Annotated in this window: 29 protein-coding genes; all 29 read left to right on the forward strand. The window is 67.2% G+C overall.

The genetic code is table 11. The features are described 5' to 3' along the window. Position 1 precedes the first annotated feature (1 nt). The 29 genes from QZX79_RS08630 (at position 2) to QZX79_RS08765 (ending at position 15,986) form a co-directional block, all read left to right on the forward strand. The gene (locus QZX79_RS08630) at positions 2 to 748 is read left to right on the forward strand and encodes a hypothetical protein (RefSeq protein WP_294567579.1); all 747 of its coding nucleotides are present in this window, start codon (positions 2 to 4) and stop codon (positions 746 to 748) included. Further along, positions 745 to 1,956 carry an AAA family ATPase gene (locus QZX79_RS08635; protein ID WP_294567581.1) on the forward strand — a complete coding sequence of 404 codons (1,212 nt, stop codon included), beginning with the start codon at positions 745 to 747 and terminating at the stop codon, positions 1,954 to 1,956. The genes QZX79_RS08630 and QZX79_RS08635 overlap by 4 nt, the downstream gene beginning before the upstream one ends. Continuing rightward, positions 1,953 to 2,108, forward strand: coding sequence for a hypothetical protein (locus QZX79_RS08640; protein WP_294567582.1), 156 nt, complete (start codon positions 1,953 to 1,955; stop codon positions 2,106 to 2,108). The genes QZX79_RS08635 and QZX79_RS08640 overlap by 4 nt, the downstream gene beginning before the upstream one ends. Further along, positions 2,099 to 2,512, forward strand: coding sequence for an HNH endonuclease signature motif containing protein (locus QZX79_RS08645; RefSeq protein ID WP_294567584.1), 414 nt, complete (start codon positions 2,099 to 2,101; stop codon positions 2,510 to 2,512). The genes QZX79_RS08640 and QZX79_RS08645 overlap by 10 nt, the downstream gene beginning before the upstream one ends. Continuing rightward, the gene (locus tag QZX79_RS08650) at positions 2,509 to 3,321 is read left to right on the forward strand and encodes a hypothetical protein (protein ID WP_294567586.1); all 813 of its coding nucleotides are present in this window, start codon (positions 2,509 to 2,511) and stop codon (positions 3,319 to 3,321) included. The genes QZX79_RS08645 and QZX79_RS08650 overlap by 4 nt, the downstream gene beginning before the upstream one ends. A gap of 135 nt (positions 3,322 to 3,456) precedes the next feature. Next, a complete protein-coding gene (locus QZX79_RS08655) occupies positions 3,457 to 3,672 on the forward strand; it encodes a hypothetical protein (protein WP_294567587.1) in 216 nt (71 codons plus the stop codon). Between the two features lie 186 nt (positions 3,673 to 3,858). Further along, a complete protein-coding gene (locus QZX79_RS08660; protein WP_294567588.1) occupies positions 3,859 to 4,308 on the forward strand; it encodes an HNH endonuclease signature motif containing protein in 450 nt (149 codons plus the stop codon). Between the two features lie 314 nt (positions 4,309 to 4,622). After that, the gene (locus QZX79_RS08665) at positions 4,623 to 4,808 is read left to right on the forward strand and encodes a hypothetical protein (RefSeq protein ID WP_294567589.1); all 186 of its coding nucleotides are present in this window, start codon (positions 4,623 to 4,625) and stop codon (positions 4,806 to 4,808) included. After that, positions 4,808 to 5,065: a hypothetical protein gene (locus QZX79_RS08670; protein WP_294567590.1), complete on the forward strand. Its 258-nt coding sequence runs from the start codon at positions 4,808 to 4,810 to the stop codon at positions 5,063 to 5,065. Before QZX79_RS08665 ends, QZX79_RS08670 begins: the two co-directional genes overlap by 1 nt. 247 nt (positions 5,066 to 5,312) lie before the next feature. Next, positions 5,313 to 6,104, forward strand: coding sequence for a hypothetical protein (locus QZX79_RS08675; protein ID WP_294567591.1), 792 nt, complete (start codon positions 5,313 to 5,315; stop codon positions 6,102 to 6,104). A 26-nt stretch (positions 6,105 to 6,130) separates the two neighbouring features. Beyond that, positions 6,131 to 6,286, forward strand: a complete 156-nt coding sequence (locus QZX79_RS08680) for a hypothetical protein (RefSeq protein ID WP_294567592.1) — start codon at positions 6,131 to 6,133, stop codon at positions 6,284 to 6,286. A 2-nt stretch (positions 6,287 to 6,288) separates the two neighbouring features. Further along, entirely contained in the window at positions 6,289 to 6,576 is a 288-nt protein-coding gene (locus tag QZX79_RS08685) for a hypothetical protein (protein ID WP_294567594.1), read from the forward strand. A 220-nt stretch (positions 6,577 to 6,796) separates the two neighbouring features. Next, a complete protein-coding gene (locus QZX79_RS18570) occupies positions 6,797 to 7,075 on the forward strand; it encodes an HNH endonuclease signature motif containing protein (RefSeq protein WP_366484834.1) in 279 nt (92 codons plus the stop codon). An 80-nt stretch (positions 7,076 to 7,155) separates the two neighbouring features. Next, the gene (locus QZX79_RS08690; protein WP_294567595.1) at positions 7,156 to 7,419 is read left to right on the forward strand and encodes a hypothetical protein; all 264 of its coding nucleotides are present in this window, start codon (positions 7,156 to 7,158) and stop codon (positions 7,417 to 7,419) included. Beyond that, positions 7,349 to 8,824, forward strand: coding sequence for a hypothetical protein (locus tag QZX79_RS08695; protein ID WP_294567596.1), 1,476 nt, complete (start codon positions 7,349 to 7,351; stop codon positions 8,822 to 8,824). The genes QZX79_RS08690 and QZX79_RS08695 overlap by 71 nt, the downstream gene beginning before the upstream one ends. Next, the gene (locus tag QZX79_RS08700; protein WP_294567598.1) at positions 8,821 to 10,245 is read left to right on the forward strand and encodes a phage portal protein; all 1,425 of its coding nucleotides are present in this window, start codon (positions 8,821 to 8,823) and stop codon (positions 10,243 to 10,245) included. The genes QZX79_RS08695 and QZX79_RS08700 overlap by 4 nt, the downstream gene beginning before the upstream one ends. Beyond that, positions 10,220 to 10,762 (forward strand): hypothetical protein, encoded by a 543-nt coding sequence (locus QZX79_RS08705; RefSeq protein WP_294567600.1) that lies wholly within the window; start codon positions 10,220 to 10,222, stop codon positions 10,760 to 10,762. The genes QZX79_RS08700 and QZX79_RS08705 overlap by 26 nt, the downstream gene beginning before the upstream one ends. Positions 10,763 to 10,818: 56 nt before the next feature. Further along, on the forward strand, positions 10,819 to 11,301 hold the full coding sequence (locus QZX79_RS08710; protein WP_294567601.1) for a hypothetical protein: 483 nt from the start codon (positions 10,819 to 10,821) through the stop codon (positions 11,299 to 11,301). 18 nt (positions 11,302 to 11,319) lie between these two features. After that, positions 11,320 to 12,234: a major capsid protein gene (locus tag QZX79_RS08715; protein WP_294567602.1), complete on the forward strand. Its 915-nt coding sequence runs from the start codon at positions 11,320 to 11,322 to the stop codon at positions 12,232 to 12,234. 11 nt (positions 12,235 to 12,245) lie between these two features. Then, on the forward strand, positions 12,246 to 12,383 hold the full coding sequence (locus tag QZX79_RS08720; protein ID WP_294567603.1) for a hypothetical protein: 138 nt from the start codon (positions 12,246 to 12,248) through the stop codon (positions 12,381 to 12,383). Positions 12,384 to 12,398: 15 nt separating this feature from the next. Further along, a complete protein-coding gene (locus QZX79_RS08725; protein WP_294567604.1) occupies positions 12,399 to 12,929 on the forward strand; it encodes a hypothetical protein in 531 nt (176 codons plus the stop codon). Continuing rightward, positions 12,929 to 13,330, forward strand: coding sequence for a DUF6093 family protein (locus QZX79_RS08730; RefSeq protein ID WP_294567606.1), 402 nt, complete (start codon positions 12,929 to 12,931; stop codon positions 13,328 to 13,330). Before QZX79_RS08725 ends, QZX79_RS08730 begins: the two co-directional genes overlap by 1 nt. After that, entirely contained in the window at positions 13,327 to 13,713 is a 387-nt protein-coding gene (locus QZX79_RS08735; RefSeq protein ID WP_294567607.1) for a hypothetical protein, read from the forward strand. Before QZX79_RS08730 ends, QZX79_RS08735 begins: the two co-directional genes overlap by 4 nt. Beyond that, entirely contained in the window at positions 13,710 to 14,075 is a 366-nt protein-coding gene (locus tag QZX79_RS08740) for a hypothetical protein (protein WP_294567609.1), read from the forward strand. Before QZX79_RS08735 ends, QZX79_RS08740 begins: the two co-directional genes overlap by 4 nt. A 10-nt stretch (positions 14,076 to 14,085) precedes the next feature. After that, the gene (locus QZX79_RS08745; protein WP_294567611.1) at positions 14,086 to 14,262 is read left to right on the forward strand and encodes a hypothetical protein; all 177 of its coding nucleotides are present in this window, start codon (positions 14,086 to 14,088) and stop codon (positions 14,260 to 14,262) included. Positions 14,263 to 14,295: 33 nt separating this feature from the next. Beyond that, entirely contained in the window at positions 14,296 to 14,838 is a 543-nt protein-coding gene (locus tag QZX79_RS08750; protein ID WP_294567614.1) for a hypothetical protein, read from the forward strand. A 79-nt stretch (positions 14,839 to 14,917) separates the two neighbouring features. Beyond that, positions 14,918 to 15,106, forward strand: coding sequence for a hypothetical protein (locus QZX79_RS08755; protein ID WP_294567616.1), 189 nt, complete (start codon positions 14,918 to 14,920; stop codon positions 15,104 to 15,106). Further along, positions 15,106 to 15,615: a hypothetical protein gene (locus QZX79_RS08760; protein WP_294567618.1), complete on the forward strand. Its 510-nt coding sequence runs from the start codon at positions 15,106 to 15,108 to the stop codon at positions 15,613 to 15,615. The genes QZX79_RS08755 and QZX79_RS08760 overlap by 1 nt, the downstream gene beginning before the upstream one ends. Positions 15,616 to 15,776: 161 nt before the next feature. Then, on the forward strand, positions 15,777 to 15,986 hold the full coding sequence (locus tag QZX79_RS08765; RefSeq protein ID WP_294567620.1) for a hypothetical protein: 210 nt from the start codon (positions 15,777 to 15,779) through the stop codon (positions 15,984 to 15,986). The last annotated feature ends 118 nt before the right edge of the window (positions 15,987 to 16,104 follow it).

The raw sequence follows: 16,104 nt of genomic DNA on the forward strand, positions 1-16,104 counted from the left end.
CGTGCCCAAGATCCGCGGCTTCAAGGCTGACCTCTGGACCGACGAGGATTTCGTCGAGCTGTCCCCGTTCGCACGCCTCCTCTGGATGGGCATGTGGAACTACGCCTGCGACAACGGCCACCTTGCCGACAAGTCCAAGCAGATCAAGATGCGAGTACTCCCCACCGACGACGTCAACTGCGCCGAGTTGCTCCGAGAGCTCGAGCAGAACCGCCGAATCGTCCGCAGGGACGGCGTGATCACCATCCCGAACTTCACGCGCCACCAGAAGCCCGACAAGCGCTACTTCGTGACCTGCGATCTGCCCGACTGCACTAAGCCGGACGGAGATTCGCAGCGTGAAACTCGTGGGGGCCACACCGAGCCTCGTAGTGGCCCCGCTGTGGGCTCGCAGGGGCCACACGATGAAGTGAATAGAGGTGAAGTGAATAGAGGTGATGGTGAAGGAGCTGCCGCGGACAAGCCGCGCTCAACGAGGGCCCACCAACTTCCTGCCGACTGGGCACCGTCCGAAGCCCACGCCTCTCTAGCTGCTGAGAGGGGGGTCCACCTCAACGAGGAGACGGTCAAGTTCCGCGACTGGACCGTAAGCATGGCCGTGGCGAAGAAGGACTGGGACGCGACCTTCCGCAACTGGCTCCGCAATGCGCGACCGACCAACGTCCGCCACCTGCCCCCGCAGACTGATGGGCAAGGACGCGTCATCCTCCCGCCACTCCCGCCCCGCTCGCCGTGGGAGGGATCGTGAACGAGCAGCGATCCGACCGCGGCGCCGAGCAGGCTCTCCTCGCTGCGTGCCTTGTCTCCAAGACGGCCCGGGTGGAGGCGCGACGCCACCTCATGCGCGGCGACTTCGACGACCTGCGTCATGAGCACATCTGGGACGCTATGACGACCCTCGACCGGGCGAGCAAGTCCGTCGACGCCGTCACCATTATGGCTGTCGTCGGCGCCGCGTCTCCGGAGGGCATGATCCTGCCTGAGCTCGTGACCGCAGTCGGAGTCCCCGACAACGTCCCCGAGTACGCAGCGATCGTTCGAGGCTGGGCCATCCGCCGCAGACTCGAGAGCGCAGGCCGTCACGCCCTCACCCTGGCCTACACGGAGGGCCACCCCGGCACCATCGCGGCACGCGCTGCGTCCGAGTTCATCGCTATCCGCGACGGGCAGAACGCCACGGACGACATCACCGCCGTCACCGTGACCGAGCTCCTCGCTGAGCAGGACGATGAGCCCGATTGGCTCATCCCTGGCCTCCTTGAGCGTCGCGACCGCTTCATGCTGACTGGCGAAGAGGGGCTCGGGAAGTCACACCTGCTGCGGCAGTTCGCGGTCTGCCTCGCCGCGGGCATCCATCCCTTCAATGGCTCGCGGCTTGCCAATACGGGCCGAACGTTGATCGTGGACTGCGAGAACACCCGCGGGCAGGTGCGTCGGAAGCTGCGCCCGGCTGTCGAGTGGGCCGCGCGAGTCGGCCAGGACCCCGCCGACCGCATGGTGGTCGACTGCACGAACCGCATGGACATCACCCGCGACAAGGATCTGGCGCGGATTCACCAGCTTCTCGACGCCTACCAGCCCGACCTCGTTGTCATCGGCCCGCTCTACCGACTGGTGCCCCGGGCGCTACAGACCGACGACGACACCGCCCCCGTGCTGGCCGCTCTGGACACCATTCGCGACAGGGGTGCCGCGCTGCTCATGGAGGCGCACGCCGGCCATGCGCTGGGCAAAGGCGGGGTGCGCGACCTCCGACCCCGCGGCTCGTCGTCGCTCCTCGGATGGCCCGAGTTCGGCTACGGCATGAAGCACATCGGCACCGAGGGTTACGCGGACCTGATCCCGTGGCGTGGTGACCGGGAGGAACGGGAGTGGCCGCAGCGACTCCGCAAGGGCGAGGGGTTCCGCTGGGTGCCTCACGTGAACGTCTACGGCTACGGAGAGGACATCGCATGACCTGGCTCACCACCTGGCAATCCCCCACCGGCACACAGTACGCCGCGCACGAGACCGAGCGCCAGGCCGAGGCGCACGCGGCCGAGCTGCGTCGGGAGCGGATGCAGGCGTGCGCGTTCTGGTCGGAGGGGGTGGGTGACCCATGGATGTGATGGCGCGAAGCGCGCGACTGTCGGCGATCTTCGCCAAGACTGTCGAGGTCGACGGCTGTCTCATCTGGCAGGGCTACCTCGACAAGGATGGTTACGCCCGAATCGACCGGCGACAGGGTCACCGGCTGGCATACGAGCTGGCGGTCGGCCCGATCGGTGATGGCCTCACCATCGACCACCTGTGTTTCGTGCAGGCGTGTGTTAACCCGACACACCTTCGCCCATTGACGAATGCGGCCAACGCCCGGCGTCAGCGGGAGGCGCTCAAGACGCACTGCATCCACGGCCATGAGTTCACCCCTGAGAACACCTATCTCAGAAGCACCACAGGTCGTCGCACATGCCGCACTTGTCAGCGCGAGGCCGTCCGTCAATACGCAGAGCGAAAGAAGGCAACCGCATGAGCCGCGAATGTAGGTGCGGACGCCCCACAAGGGACGAGGCGTATTGCTGCGACAACTGCGGCGACGCCCTGTCCCGCGCCCTCGGTGACGTGACCTGGCTCGACGCCGAGCTCGAGACCAGCATCACCCGGCAGCAGGGCATCGACTACCGCCGCGTGGGAGGTGGCAAGGGCGGCAAGGCAACCGTCCCCTCACCCGCGAACATGGGAGCCAGTGACGCGCGGACCCACCTCAAGGCGCTGCTCGTGACGTGGGCGCTGTTCTGCAACGAGGAAGGCATCCGCAACTCCTCGCCACACGCCGGACTACCCGCCGACACCCTGCCCGCCCTGTCCGCGTGGCTCCTGTGGCGCGTGGACGGCCTCACGCTGCACGACATCGGCCCCGAGGCGGTGGACGAGATCACGTCCGCGGTGGCCCACTGCCACCGCCACATTGACCGCCCTGCCGATCGCCAGTTCCTCGGGGACTGCCGCGAGCAGGAGTGCGACGGTCGGGTCTACGCGCGGCCAGGTGGCGACGTGGCCCGGTGCGAGGCGTGCGGGACGACGACGCCGGCCGAGCAGATCCGCGCACGGCTGCTCGAGGAGCTGGACGACCGCCTCTGCACGGCTGCGGAGATCGCGCGGCTGTCGACGTACCTCGGGCTCAAGGCGGGCAGGGAGTCGGTCCGCAAGCACGTCGAGTACCTGTCGCGAGCGGGGCGCATCGAGAAGCACTCGGCGATCAGTGACACGGCTGTCTATCGCTTCGGCGAGGTCTACGGGCTGCTCGTGATGAAGGACTATGGCAAGCAGAAGACGGCATGAGGCGAGGTATTGACGGATGTGCTTGACAAATGCTACGCGGGTCGTCACCATGGTAGATGTCATCCTCGCGAGAGATGGCCCACCTACCCCGAAGCCCCGCTCACCGCGGGGCTTCTCCCATGTCTGGGGGTCGCCATGGGCAAGCGGAATCGCATCGTCGCAACCTACCGCAGCGGCGAGCACCTGTTCCAAGCCAACGTGGACTGCGACAACGCCTACCCCGAGGCCCTGGCCGTCGCCCGCGCCAACGCCCGTGAGCTGGTCTGCGAGATGGTCGCGGACATCATGGAGCTCGACGTCGAGGCTGAGATGGACGCGGCCGACGCTGAGGCTGAGGTCGACGAGGCCTGACCGTGGCTACTCGGGAGAACGTGCCCTGTCCTGATGGTTGGCGCCCCTTTGCCCGTCACTGCGGCGAACTGTGCTTCGACCAGACATGCCCGATCTGCCTTGAGTGGATCGACCTGTCTGACAACTAGAGCGACCCCGCGCTGCGCTAACAGCCGGGGTCATGGACGAACTGTTGAGGAGTTCGACATGCAGCATCGTACCTCGCCCGAGACTCGGGCCAAGTTCTTGAGCAAGATCCGCGTGGCACCCGATGGGTGCTGGCTGTGGGCTGACGCCCCCGTACCCCAGGGCTACGGTCGCTTCTACTACCCAGGGATGGCGAAGGTGGAGGGCGGCTACGAGTACGCCCACCGCGTCGCTCACGAGCTATTCGTCGGCCCCATCCCAAGCGCCACGGAGATCGACCACCTGTGCCGCGTGCGTCTGTGCGTGAACCCGGCTCATCTTGAGGCTGTCGACAAGGACGAGAACATCCTCCGCGGCGAGTCGCCGCCGGCTCACAACGCACGCAAGACGCATTGCCTCCGCGGACACGCCTTCGACAGCCGTAACACCTACGTCCGGCCGGATGGTGGCGGACGAGTGTGCATGGCCTGCCACAAGATCCGTCGCGGCCTAGCCGCTGCCGATGCCTGACGCCGTGCTCGGCGAGAACTAGACGTTTCCCAGATAGACACTTTCCGCCTCTGAGGAAACGCCGCAATGGGGGTATGGCATTGAAGGCGATCGAGCAGGAACTAGCTCGCCACTGGTCGCGCACGCAGAACCTCGAGGGCGACTGGCTCTGCTCCTCGGCGGCTTCTTGGCCCCGCCCAACGACGACCGCACGGACTCGTCGCACCGTCAGCACATCGCGACCGTCCTCGCCCGGACCGTACTCGGCTCGGAGTAACCCCAGCACCACCCGCCGCGACACGCCCTCGGGCCTGTCCCGCCGAACGGAGCAACGCATGGCCGAGGTAACCATTTCCGCTGAGCGCGAGGCGCTCATCTATGGCGACGGCATGGGTCAGGCGCACGTCATATCGTCGCCCCACTGGCGCCCTGCCAGCCTGTCAGGCTCCGTGGAGCGCCGCGTCCTAGCCGCCCGCCTGCGAGCGATTGCGGACGTGGTCGACGGCACGGTGGAAGACTGATGGCCCTGTCCGACGTGGCTGCGACCTTCACGGCCGACGCCCTGCCACACCGCACCTGCAGCGCCTGCCACGCCCTCGCCGGCATGGACCCCGACGACGCGGCCACCCTGCGCGCCCTACTCGCCAACCGCTCCGTCAGGTTCCGCGACCTGGCCCGCGAGCTGGCGAACGACCCCGACTCGCCCACCGTGCCCGAGGATGCCCTGTCGCGTCATGCGCGGGGGCTGTGTGCGGCTGGCGAGAGGCTGCGGTCGTGAGTGTCGCCGAACTGGAGCACAGCGTGCTCTCTCACGAGTTCTTGCGGTGGCTGCGAGACATGGACGACCTCGGACACGACGAGTGCACTATCTGCAATCCACCCGTCTATGATGGCGGGTTGCACGAAACCGCCCGGATGTACACCAAGGCAATTGACTGCCCAGTCTGTGGCGTGCAGATCAAGCGAGGTGCAACCTCATTGGTGCGCCGAGACTATGAGCGGCACCTTTGGGACGAGCACAACGCATGACCATCGCCGACATCGCCGCCAAGGTCACCCACAAGCGCGAGCTCAACATCCTGGTCTACGACATCGAGCGGATGAAGGGCACCGCGGGCGTCGAGTTCTGGTCGCTGTCCGACTTCAAGCACCGCCGCATCCACGCCGACGACGTGATCGACTGGCCGCGCACCATCTGCGTCGCGTGGCGGTTCCTCGGCGACAAGCGGACCGAGTTCGCCTCCGAGTGGGACGACGGCCCGGAAGACATGCACCGCCGCATCTGGGAAGCCTTCGACAAGGCAGACGTCACAGTCGGCCACAACTCCAAGGCGTTCGACGAGAAGCACCTCAACACCGGCTGGCGTGACCTCGGCATGACCCCGCCATCACCGAGCAAGCCCATCGACACACTGTCGGCGGCCCGCGCTAGGTTCGGTGACGAGTCCAAGACCCTCGACGCCCTGTGTCAGCGCATCGGACTCGCCGGCAAGACGGACCGCTACAACGTCGAGGTGGCCCGCGCTGCATGTGACGGCGACAGGGCTGCACAGCGGAAGATCCGTGCCTACAACATCGGGGACATCGACGCCACCGAGGCGCTGTACGTCACGCTGCTGCCGTGGATCAAGGCCCACCCCCACGTCGCCCCGAACACGGGTGCCGACAACTGCCCGCGGTGCAACTCCCCCAAGGTGCGGCGCAACGGGACCTGGACCGTGCATGTGTGGACGTACGTGGCGCTCACGTGCGACGACTGCGGCGGGCACTGGAAGACCACCATGCAGTCGCGTGGGCCTGGGGTGAAGACGCTGTGAGCCGCTGTCCTGGCTGTGGTGGCGACGTGACAGTTATCCCGGCCGAGCAGTACGCGCGCCTTACTGCTGACGAGATCGAGGAACGGCAAGACGAACTGGCGCAGCGCTTCATGGACTACGAGCCGAAGCCGCGCGCACACCCTGCGACCATGATCGGCCGCACCACCGCAAGCGACCACTAGCCATGCTCTGGTGGATCGCCTCCCTGTTCTGCCGTGCCGTGACGTCCTACCTAAGCCAAGAGCCAACGGCGCTCACCGAGCACGGCAACCCTTCCGTCGACCGGGGGTCAGTGATGCACCAGACCATCGTCATCACCGACACCACGACGCGCCCCGAGCTCGAGGAAGCGATGGCCCACATCGTCGCTACCTTGCACCGGATGCCGGCGCACTGGACCGACCGACGGGCTGCGCTGCACGAGACGCTGGATGCGCTGCTGACTGACTGGCAGGACGCGCCCCATGCATAGGCCGCGACCCAAGTGCGGACACTCGCCCGGTCATGAGGCAGGCGACTGTGTGCCTACGCTTGACTCCTACTGGGCGTCACACCTGAACGAGTGGCTAGACCTGAGGCCCGCCGATGCGTGACCCCCGCACCTGCAAGACCTGCGGCAGGTCGGGCGACCACTGTGCGCCGCTGGTGCTGGACTGCTGCTGCCTCTGCTCGCACGGGGATCAGCGCAAGGCGTGAGCAGGTCGGTAGGCGGAAGCTCTCGACAGTGGCGCGAACTGAGAGCCCGCATCCTCAAAGCATCCGACGTCTGCCACATCTGCGGACGGCCCGGAGCCGATGCCGTCGACCACATCGTGCCTCTCGCTCGAGGTGGCACGAACGACCCGCGCAACCTGGCTCCGGCACACCATGACGTCGAGCCCAAGTGCAACCGAGTCAAGGGCGACCGCGAGTTCGCACCCATCGTTCGGCGATCCGGGAGCCTCAAGCGCCCCGATGGGGTGGGCGGGTGACCCCTCGATGCCACAGCCACAGGACAGCGGGCCATAGGTCCAATCCCCCCCCGCGATGACCCCTGGCCTTGGAGGTGCCCGTGACGACCCCTGACGAGCCCTCTGTAACCCGCCTGGACGGCCTGCGGGAGATGCGCGACGACCTCCGCACCCGCATGTCGAAGTGCGACTCAGACCAGAACTTCGCCGTGATGGGCCGCCTACTGGCGGACACCTTAAAGCAGATCGACGAACTCGACCCACCGGCCGTAGTCGAGAAGCCGGAGGATGACGTTGACGAGTTCACGCGCCGCCTCCGTGAGCGGGAGTCAGGAACCGCGGCTCCACGTAAGGCCAAGGGCTGAGCGAACGCTCGGCGACCTGGCCGGCGAGTTCTCTGCACGGCATGGTCTGACCCCCGACCCCTGGCAGCAACTCATCCTTGACGACTGGCTCGCCCAGTCGAAGGGCAAGTGGGCTGCCATGACGTGCGGCCTGTCGGTCCCGCGGCAGAACGGCAAGAACGGCGTCCTCGAGATGCGGGAACTGTTCGGCGCGGTGCTGCTCGGTGAGCGCATCCTCCATACGGCCCACGAGGTCAAGACGGCGCAGAAGCACTTCCGCCGCCTCAAACACTTCTTCGGCGACAGGGCCGACGATCCGACCGCCCGTTACCCGAAGTTGAACGCCCTTGTCCGCGAGGTCAGGAACGTCAATGGGCAAGAGGGCATCTACCTCACAAACGGTGGCAGCATCGAGATTGTGGCCCGCTCCAAGGGTTCCGGTCGAGGCTTCACGGTCGACGTCCTGGTCATGGACGAGTCGCAGGAGCTGGGCGACGAGGCGCAGGAAGCGTTGATGCCGACCACCTCATCCGCGCCCCTCGGCAATCCTCAGTGGATCTACACGGGCACGCCGCCCGGCCCCAAGGTCAACGGCGAGGTGTTCACCCGTACCCGACTCGACGCCCTCTCTGGGAAGTCGGGACGCAAGTGCTGGCACGAGTGGTCGATGGAGCCGGACGCGAGTTTGGACGACCTGGCCGCCGTGGCAGTGGCAAACCCCGCTCTTGGTGGCCGTCTGCAAGTGGCCGTGCTAGTTGCTGAGCGCAGTGAGATGTCTGACGACGGCTATGGGCGCGAGCGCGGCGGCAGGTGGGAGAACGCGTCATCGTCAACCGTCATCGACCCTGAGTCCTGGGGTCATGTCCGCGACACGTCATCCCTCGTTGAAGACCGCTTCGCCTTGGCTGTCGAGGTCTCCCCCGATCGCACGACCGCCGCCGTGGCCCTCGCTGGGCAGCGCGCGGATGGCAAATGGCACGTGGAGCTCGAGGAGCAGCGCAGCGGGGTCGGTTGGCTGGCCCCGTACCTCATCCGCCTGGTCGAGGCCAACCCCCAGATCCGCGCGGTGGTCATCGACGGCATCTCGCCGGCAGCCTCGATTATCGACGAGCTCACGCAGGCCAAGATCAAGGTCACCACGACCGGCGTCCGCGAGATGTCCGCGGCGTGCGGGCAGTTCTACGACGGCGTCATGGAGGGCTGGTTGCGCCACCTGGACCAGCCACAGCTCAACCACGCGCTCTCCACTGCCCGCAAGCGTCCGCTCGGTGACTCGTGGGCGTGGAACCGCAAGAACTCGGGCAGTGACATCACCCCGCTAGTCGCCTGCACGCTCGCGCTGTGGGGCGCGCAGAACTCGACCGTGAAGAAGCCCGTCCGTCGCAACGGCCGGTCCAGTGGACAGCGAAGGGCGGTGGTCGTGTGACTCACGAGAAGATCACCCTTCCCGGAGTCTCGGACGACGACAGCGCCCTGATCAACGGCCTGGTCGAGCGACTGGACGCGAAGGCCCAGCGCAACCTCCTGCGGGCCTCCTACTACGACGGCAAGCGCGCCATCCGCCAGGTCGGCACGATCATCCCGCCGCAGTATTACCGCCTGGGCATCGTCCTCGGCTGGTCTGCCAAGGCGGTCGACATCCTCGCCCGCCGCTGCAACCTCGACACGTTCGTATGGCCTGACGGCGAGCTCGACTCGATCGGCCTCGAGGATGTCATCGAGGGCAACCACCTGGGGCAGGAAGTCTCCTCAGCCCTCGTGTCGTCGCTCATCCACGGCACGTCCTTCCTCGTCAACACCCTCGGCGACGAGTCGGCCGGCGAACCCCGCGGACTGATCCACGTCAAGGACGCCCTCTCGGCGACCGGCGAGTGGAACCCGCGTACGCGGCGCATGGACAACCTGCTCTCCATCACAGACCGTGACGCCGACGGCAAGACGACCGGCCTCGCTCTGTACCTCGACGGTGTGACACTGACCGCCGAGAAGGATGGCGGCGTGTGGTCTGTCGAACGCTCTGACCACAATTGGGGCGTCCCCGTCGAGCCGATGGTCTACAAGCCCCGTGTGGGCCGCCCCTTCGGCTCCTCGCGCATCTCCCGCCCCGTGATGAGCCTCCACGACCAGGCGCTTCGGACGGTCATCCGCATGGAGGGCCACGCCGACGTCTACTCGTTCCCCGAGATGTGGCTACTCGGTGCCGACGAGTCCATCTTCAAGAACGCCGACGGGTCGCAGAAGGCGTCCTGGCAGGTCATGCTCGGCCGGCTCAAGGGCATTCCCGACGACGAGGACGCCGCGAACCCGCGGGCCGACGTCAAGCAGTTCGCGGCCTCATCCCCGCAGCCGCACATCGACCAACTCAAGCAGCAGGCGCAGTTGTTCTCCGGCGAGACGTCGATCCCCCTGACATCCCTCGGCGTGTCTGACATGAGCAACCCGACGTCGGCGGACTCCTACATCGCCAGCCGGGAAGACCTCATCGCCGAGGCTGAGGGCGCGACGGACGACTGGACACCCCCTCTGCGACGTGCCGTCCTGCGCTCCCTGGCGATGACCAACGGGCTGTCCGAGGTTCCGCTGCAGTGGCGCACCGTGGCCCCGAAGTGGCGCTCACCGCTGCACCTGTCCCGCGCGGCTCAGGCGGACGCCGGGGTCAAGCAACTCTCGGCGGTGCCGTGGCTCGCTGAGACTGAGGTCGGGCTCGAGCTTCTCGGCCTGTCCGAGCAGCAGATCCAGCGCGCCCTTGCCGATCGCCGACGGGTCGCCGGCACCACCGCACTCTCATCCATCCTCGAGCGCGCCGCACAGGTGAACGTCGATGACGACACCGACCCGGCTGCGTAACGACGTCCGCGCGCTGACAACTCTCGCCGAGCGCGACCTGTCCAAACTCTGGCAGCAGGTCACCACCGCGGCGGCTGCCCAACAGGCGCTGAACGACACCCTTCCCGCCCTGATCGAGACCTACGGGATGGCCGCCGCAGCACTCGCGGCCGACTGGTACGACGAGGCCCGCGTCAAGGCTGGCGTGGGCGGCTCGTTCCGCGCATTCCCTATCGAGGTCCGCGACCCCGGCGCCCCGGTCCTCGCAGGCTGGGCGCTATCTGAGGGCAAGACGCTCGACACGGCCCGCGTACTAGTGGCCGGCGGAGTCCAGCGGCGGATCGCCAACGCTGCCCGCTACACCGTCGCACGGTCCTCGATCGCAGACCCACGGGCTCAAGGCTGGCGCCGAGTGGGCGACGGCTCGTCCTGCCGGTTCTGCTCGATGCTCCTAGGCCGCGGCGCCGTCTACACCGAGGCGTCAGCGAGCTTCGACGCACATGACCACTGCGGCTGTTCAGCCGCCCCCGCCTTCTAGGCGCACAGACCTCCCCGACCGCAACGGCCGGGAACAACCCGCAACGGGAGCACCACATGTCCGAGCAGACCGCAGAGGCCGCCGCAACGGAGACCGAAGCCCCCGCCACTACCGACCAGGCCGAACAGAAGCCCACCGAAACGGTCGACTTCTGGAAGCAGAAGGCCCGCGAGCAAGAGAAGCGCGCCAAGGAGAACGCCGACGCCGCAAAGCGTCTCGGCGAACTCGAGGAGTCGCAGAAGTCCGAGTCGCAGAAGGCGGCCGACCGCCTGCGGCAGGCCGAGGAAAAGGCCACGTCGCTCGAGTTCCGGGCAACCGTGGCCGAGGTGGCAAGCGCGTCAGGCGTCCCGGTGGCAATCCTCGCCGGCCCGACCGAACGGTCCGCAGAAGGCATCAAGGCGTACGCCGAGCAGCTCCAAGAGTGGGCCGGCGAGCGCAAGAAGAACGGCAACCGCGTGCCACGCGAGGGCCAAACCCCATCTCCCGCTGAGGGTTCCGAGCGCCAGTTCGCGCAAGAGCTCTTTAGCTCCGGGAACTAACCCGAAAGGAGTACGGCTGTGGCCGTCCTCGCTACAAGCAACATCACTCTGCCCAAGACCATCGCCGCTGGCATGTTCAGCAAGGCCACGACCGGCTCCGCTGTCGCCGCCCTTTCGGGCGCCGAGCCGCAGCAGTTCGGCGAGGTCACCCACATGACCCTCACCGGGCGCCCCCGCGCCGAGTACGTCGGGGAGGGCGCCGTCAAGGGCTCCACCAACGCCACCTTCGGAACCAAGGTCGTCACGCCCCACAAGGCGCAGGTCACCATGCGGTTCAACGAGGAGGTCCAGTGGGCCGACGAGGACTACCAGCTCGGCGTCCTCACCACCCTCGCCAACGAGGGCGGCATCGCCCTCGCCCGCGCGCTCGACCTCGGCGTGTTCCACGGCATCAACCCCCTCACGGGTACCGCCATCGCCTCGATCGTGGCCGGTGACCGACTCGCCACCACGACGAACAGCGTCGAGCTCGTCACCGCCACGGTGAACACGCCCGACACCGTGATCGAGCAGGCGGCCGGCATGGTCATCGCCGACGGGTATGTCCCCAACGGCATCGCGTTCGACCCGACCTACGCCTGGACCGTGGCGACCGCCCGGTACGGCGACGGCCGCAAGAAGTACCCGGAGCTGGGCTTCGGCTCCAACCTGACGACCTTCGAGGGTCTGCAGGCGTACAGCTCCTCCACCGTGTCGGCCACCCCCGAGGCGACCAACACGAACGTCAAGGCCATCGTCGGCGACTGGTCCCTGCTCCGGTGGGGCGTCCAGCGTCGCATCCCGGTCGAGCTCATCAAGTTCGGTGACCCGGACGGCCAGGGCGACCTCAAGCGTCAGAACCAGATCGCCCTCCGTCTCGAGGTCGTCTACGGCTGGGGTGTCATGGACCTCGACGGCTTCGCCGTCGTGCGTGACGCGGTCGCCAACGTCTGATGGGCCGCTTCGTGAATGACGCGACGGGGGTCACCTTCTCCGTCGATGACAGCAAGGACGAGCGGTACGCGGTCGGCTATACGCCCGCCGACGAGCCCGAGTCCAAGGCGCCGGCCAAGCGGTCGACGTCCAGCAAGTCCAGCAAGTAACCGAGGGGGGCGGCCATGACTTACGCAACGGCACAAGATGTCGCAGTTGAGCTTGGCCGCCCCGCCTCGAGCCAGGCGGAGTCCGACCAGTGGGATGCCTGGCTGGCCCGGGCCGAGCGGAACATCGCCCGCGGCTTCACGCAAGCCAGCCTGGTCCTCGCCACACAGGTCGGGCTAGGAGCGCCCACCGAGGACGACGTCAGGGATGTCGAGGTGTCCGCGGTCCTGCGGAAGATCGCCAACCCCAGCGGCTTCACCTCCGTTACACGCTCCATCGACGACGCCACCCTGACAACCCGCCGCGAGGGTCCTGGCGTGGACGGCGACCCGCTAGCCATTACCGACGCGGAGTGGAAGATCCTGCTCCCTGTCGCAAGCGCACAGGGCGGCGCGTTCACCGTCGACACCCTGGGAACCTCGGGCGTCCACATGCCCTGGTGCGCGCTCTACTTCGCTGCCCTCTATTGCTCCTGCGGTGCCGACCTCACCAACTTTGAATACCCGCTGTACGAGGGCGGGGCGTTGACCGAGGGCAGCGAACTGTGATGCACGAGGTCACCGTCGCGTTGCCCGAGATGCGCGCGATGGCCGAGGCACTCATGGTCGACGCGGGCGTCGGTCTAAGACTCCTCGACAACGAGTGGGTCCTCGTGGATGGCATCGAGGTGCAGGCCACGGCAACCCTCTTCTTCGCCGCGTGCAAGGTGCAGACGGCCGGCGTGCAGCCCCGCGAGGCGCAGGTCGGTGGGCGCACCGCGGTCGAGGTCCGCACCGAGCTTCACCTCCCCGCAGACACCGCCCCGCTCTCGGTTGGCGACATCTGGGAGATCACCGCGGCGCACCCCCTGTCCCTGTCTGTGGTCGGTCAACGTCTCCGCGTCACTGCTCCGGTCGCGGGCACGTTCAAGACGGCCCGCCGCTATCAGGTCGAGGAGGTCGTCTCGTGATCTCCGGTGACGCTTCCGAGTTCTACGCCCTCGCTCGTGACTTCGGGGTTGCCGACAAGGCAGCCCTTCCGACCGCCCGGCCAGCAATCCAGGCCGGCGCCGAGCTCACCAAGCAGGCGTGGCAGTCGAACGCTCGAGCAACGTCCGGCACGCACGGTCGGCACTACCCGAACAGCATCACCTACGACACGCGCATCCTTGCCGGGTCGGTGATCGGTGAGGTTGGCCCCGACTCGTCGCGGCCCCAAGGTGGCATGGGTCGTGGCTTCGAGTTCGGCTCGGAGAACCAGCCCCCCCACCTCGACGGCCTCCGAGCGATGGACACCACGGCCCCCGCGGTCGAGAAGCTCCTCGGCGAGGCGATCGAGGGGCTCCTGCCGTGAGTGACCTAGACGCCCTCATCTCGCGCCTCACGACCGCTGGCGTGGTCCGCGTCTACAAGTTCGGCTCCGTGCCTGCCAGCCCCTCCTACCCCTACGCCGTGGTCTCTCCGGCCTACGGGGCACCCACCGTCCGCACGCTCGACGGGTCCGGCAAGCCGATCGGCCGCTTCACCGTCCAGTTCTTCGGTCGCCTGATCGACGGGCTGGTCGACGCTGCAGCCAAGGCGTTCGTCGCGTTCGACGGCGTGGAGTTGTCGGAGCTCGACGGCGACCCCGTCGCCTGGCAGGAACTCTCAACCCCCCCCTACCGAGACCCCGATACGGCGGGCGTTCTCGACATCACCCACACCTACCGATTCTGAGGAGCCCGCCATGCCCGAGTACGTCCGCGTAAAGGACAAGCAGACCGGCCACGAGTTTTCGATGCCCGCGGGCACGTTCGATGAGGACGCCGTGACGGTGCTCAAGAAGGACGCCGTCGACGCCGGGGGCGAGCCGCTCCCGACGAAGCACAAGACCACCGCCGACCAGGCGGCCAGCAACAAGTAACGCGGCCACGCCGCACTCGACAAGGAGAAGCAAATGGTCGCACCCAAGAAGCCTCAGCTCGTCATCGCGAACGGCAAGGACTCCTGGTTCTTCGTCCCCGCGATTGCGAACAAGAACGCCCCCACCATCACCGAGATCAACGCAGCGTCGGGTCTCAACATCTCGTGCTACCTGTGGTCGGACTTCGAGGGGATCACCTCGAGTACCGGCAAGGTGTCTCTGCCGCGCCTGCTGTGCGAGCTCACGTCCTACGAGGCGAACGACGTCACGTCGTACTCGTTCACCGACCTCGACTTCGCGTTCGCCCCCCAGGCCGCCGCCGCCTCCGACGGCAAGGCTGCGTGGGACAAGTTCAAGGCGGGTGGCCTGTCGGGCTTCCTCGTCCAGCGCCAGGGAGTCACGGCCGATCAGACCGCCCCCGAGGCGACCGTCGGTCAGTTCTTCAACGTCATCCCCGTGGAGATCGGCAAGGCGGTTCCCGGCAAGACGAGCACCGACGCGGCCGGCGTCTACCGCGCCGTCTCCCCGGTGGCCGTCACGGGCGAGCCTGCCTGGAACGTCGCCGCTGTCGCCTGATCCACCTGACGGACCCCCGACCGCTGTCGCCCTCCGCGGTCGGGGGTCTCACCACCACCACCACCACAAGGACACCGCCATGATCGAAGTTATCGTCCCCGACCACGAGGACACCTGGAAGTTCGACGACGTCACAAAGTGGCATGTCGACAACCTCGGCCACCTGCACCTTCAGTACCCCACCGGTCGGGGCAACGCAGCGACGTTCGCCCCCGGCGCCTGGCTGACGGTGTGTGACATCACCACCGACCCCGCGGCGGTGAAGTGATGGCTCAGACTGCCACGATCCGCCTCCTGACTGGCGACTACCCGGACCGACTCAACAGCCTCTGGGCTGCCGCGATGGCCGCGCAGAACGACAAGACTCCCCGCACCCTCGCCGACGAGGACCCGTTCGACGTCCTGTCGCGCGAGTATGAGGCACTCAAGGCCGAGGCTGAGGAAGCCGGCCTGTCGGTGACCATCAAGGCCGTTGGCCGCCGCGAGTGGCGCACCCTCAAGCAGAATCACCCGGCACGCGTCGAGGGTGACCCCGAGACGATCAAGGGCGACCGGCTCGCGGGTCTCAACACGTCGACCGTTGAGGACGACCTCGTCTACGCCTCGCTCGTCTCGCCGGAGTTCACCAGCCGTGCCGCCTACGACGAGTGGGCCGACGCCCTCTCGGAGGGCGAGTTCCAGACCATCCTCACCCGTGCGTGGCAGCTCGCGAACGTGGCGCAGTACGACCCAAAATCACTGCCCGCCTCGCGGACCCCGAGCAACGCCGGGAACTGAGCGTTGCGCGCGCCTGGGGCTACCGACTCGAGGACTGGCGCGCGCTACCTGAGGACGACCGCGACCTTCTGCTGGCTGAGGATGCGCTCGTCTGTTCGCGGTGCGGGAACCTCCGCGCGCAATGCTCCGACCCGTCGATCGACTGGCACCCGCAGGAGTCGGTGTGCTGGGCCACCGCCACGCGCGAGTGGGGCATCCGGCGCTTGCAGGCCAAGCACAAGGACTTTGACTTCGAGAAGCGCGACGGGAACGGCGAGCTTGTGATGAGTCCGTTGGATGGCGTCGCGGTGTGGGTCAGCGATGTCGACCTGGAAGCACTAGGCGCGACGGAGGGCCCCGACCAGCCCGAGCAGCAAGCCAACGATGAGTAGCGCCGCGCCAATGGGAGCGGTCTGGGCGTCAGGGCTGCTGTCGATGAGTGGGATGAGAAGTACCACCACCCCAAACACCAAAAAGACCAAGGCGAGTCGCATGGGTGAGTTCATACCC

This window comes from uncultured Arthrobacter sp. (assembly GCF_902805515.1).
In the GTDB taxonomy this organism is placed as follows: Bacteria; Actinomycetota; Actinomycetes; order Actinomycetales; family Micrococcaceae; genus Arthrobacter_D.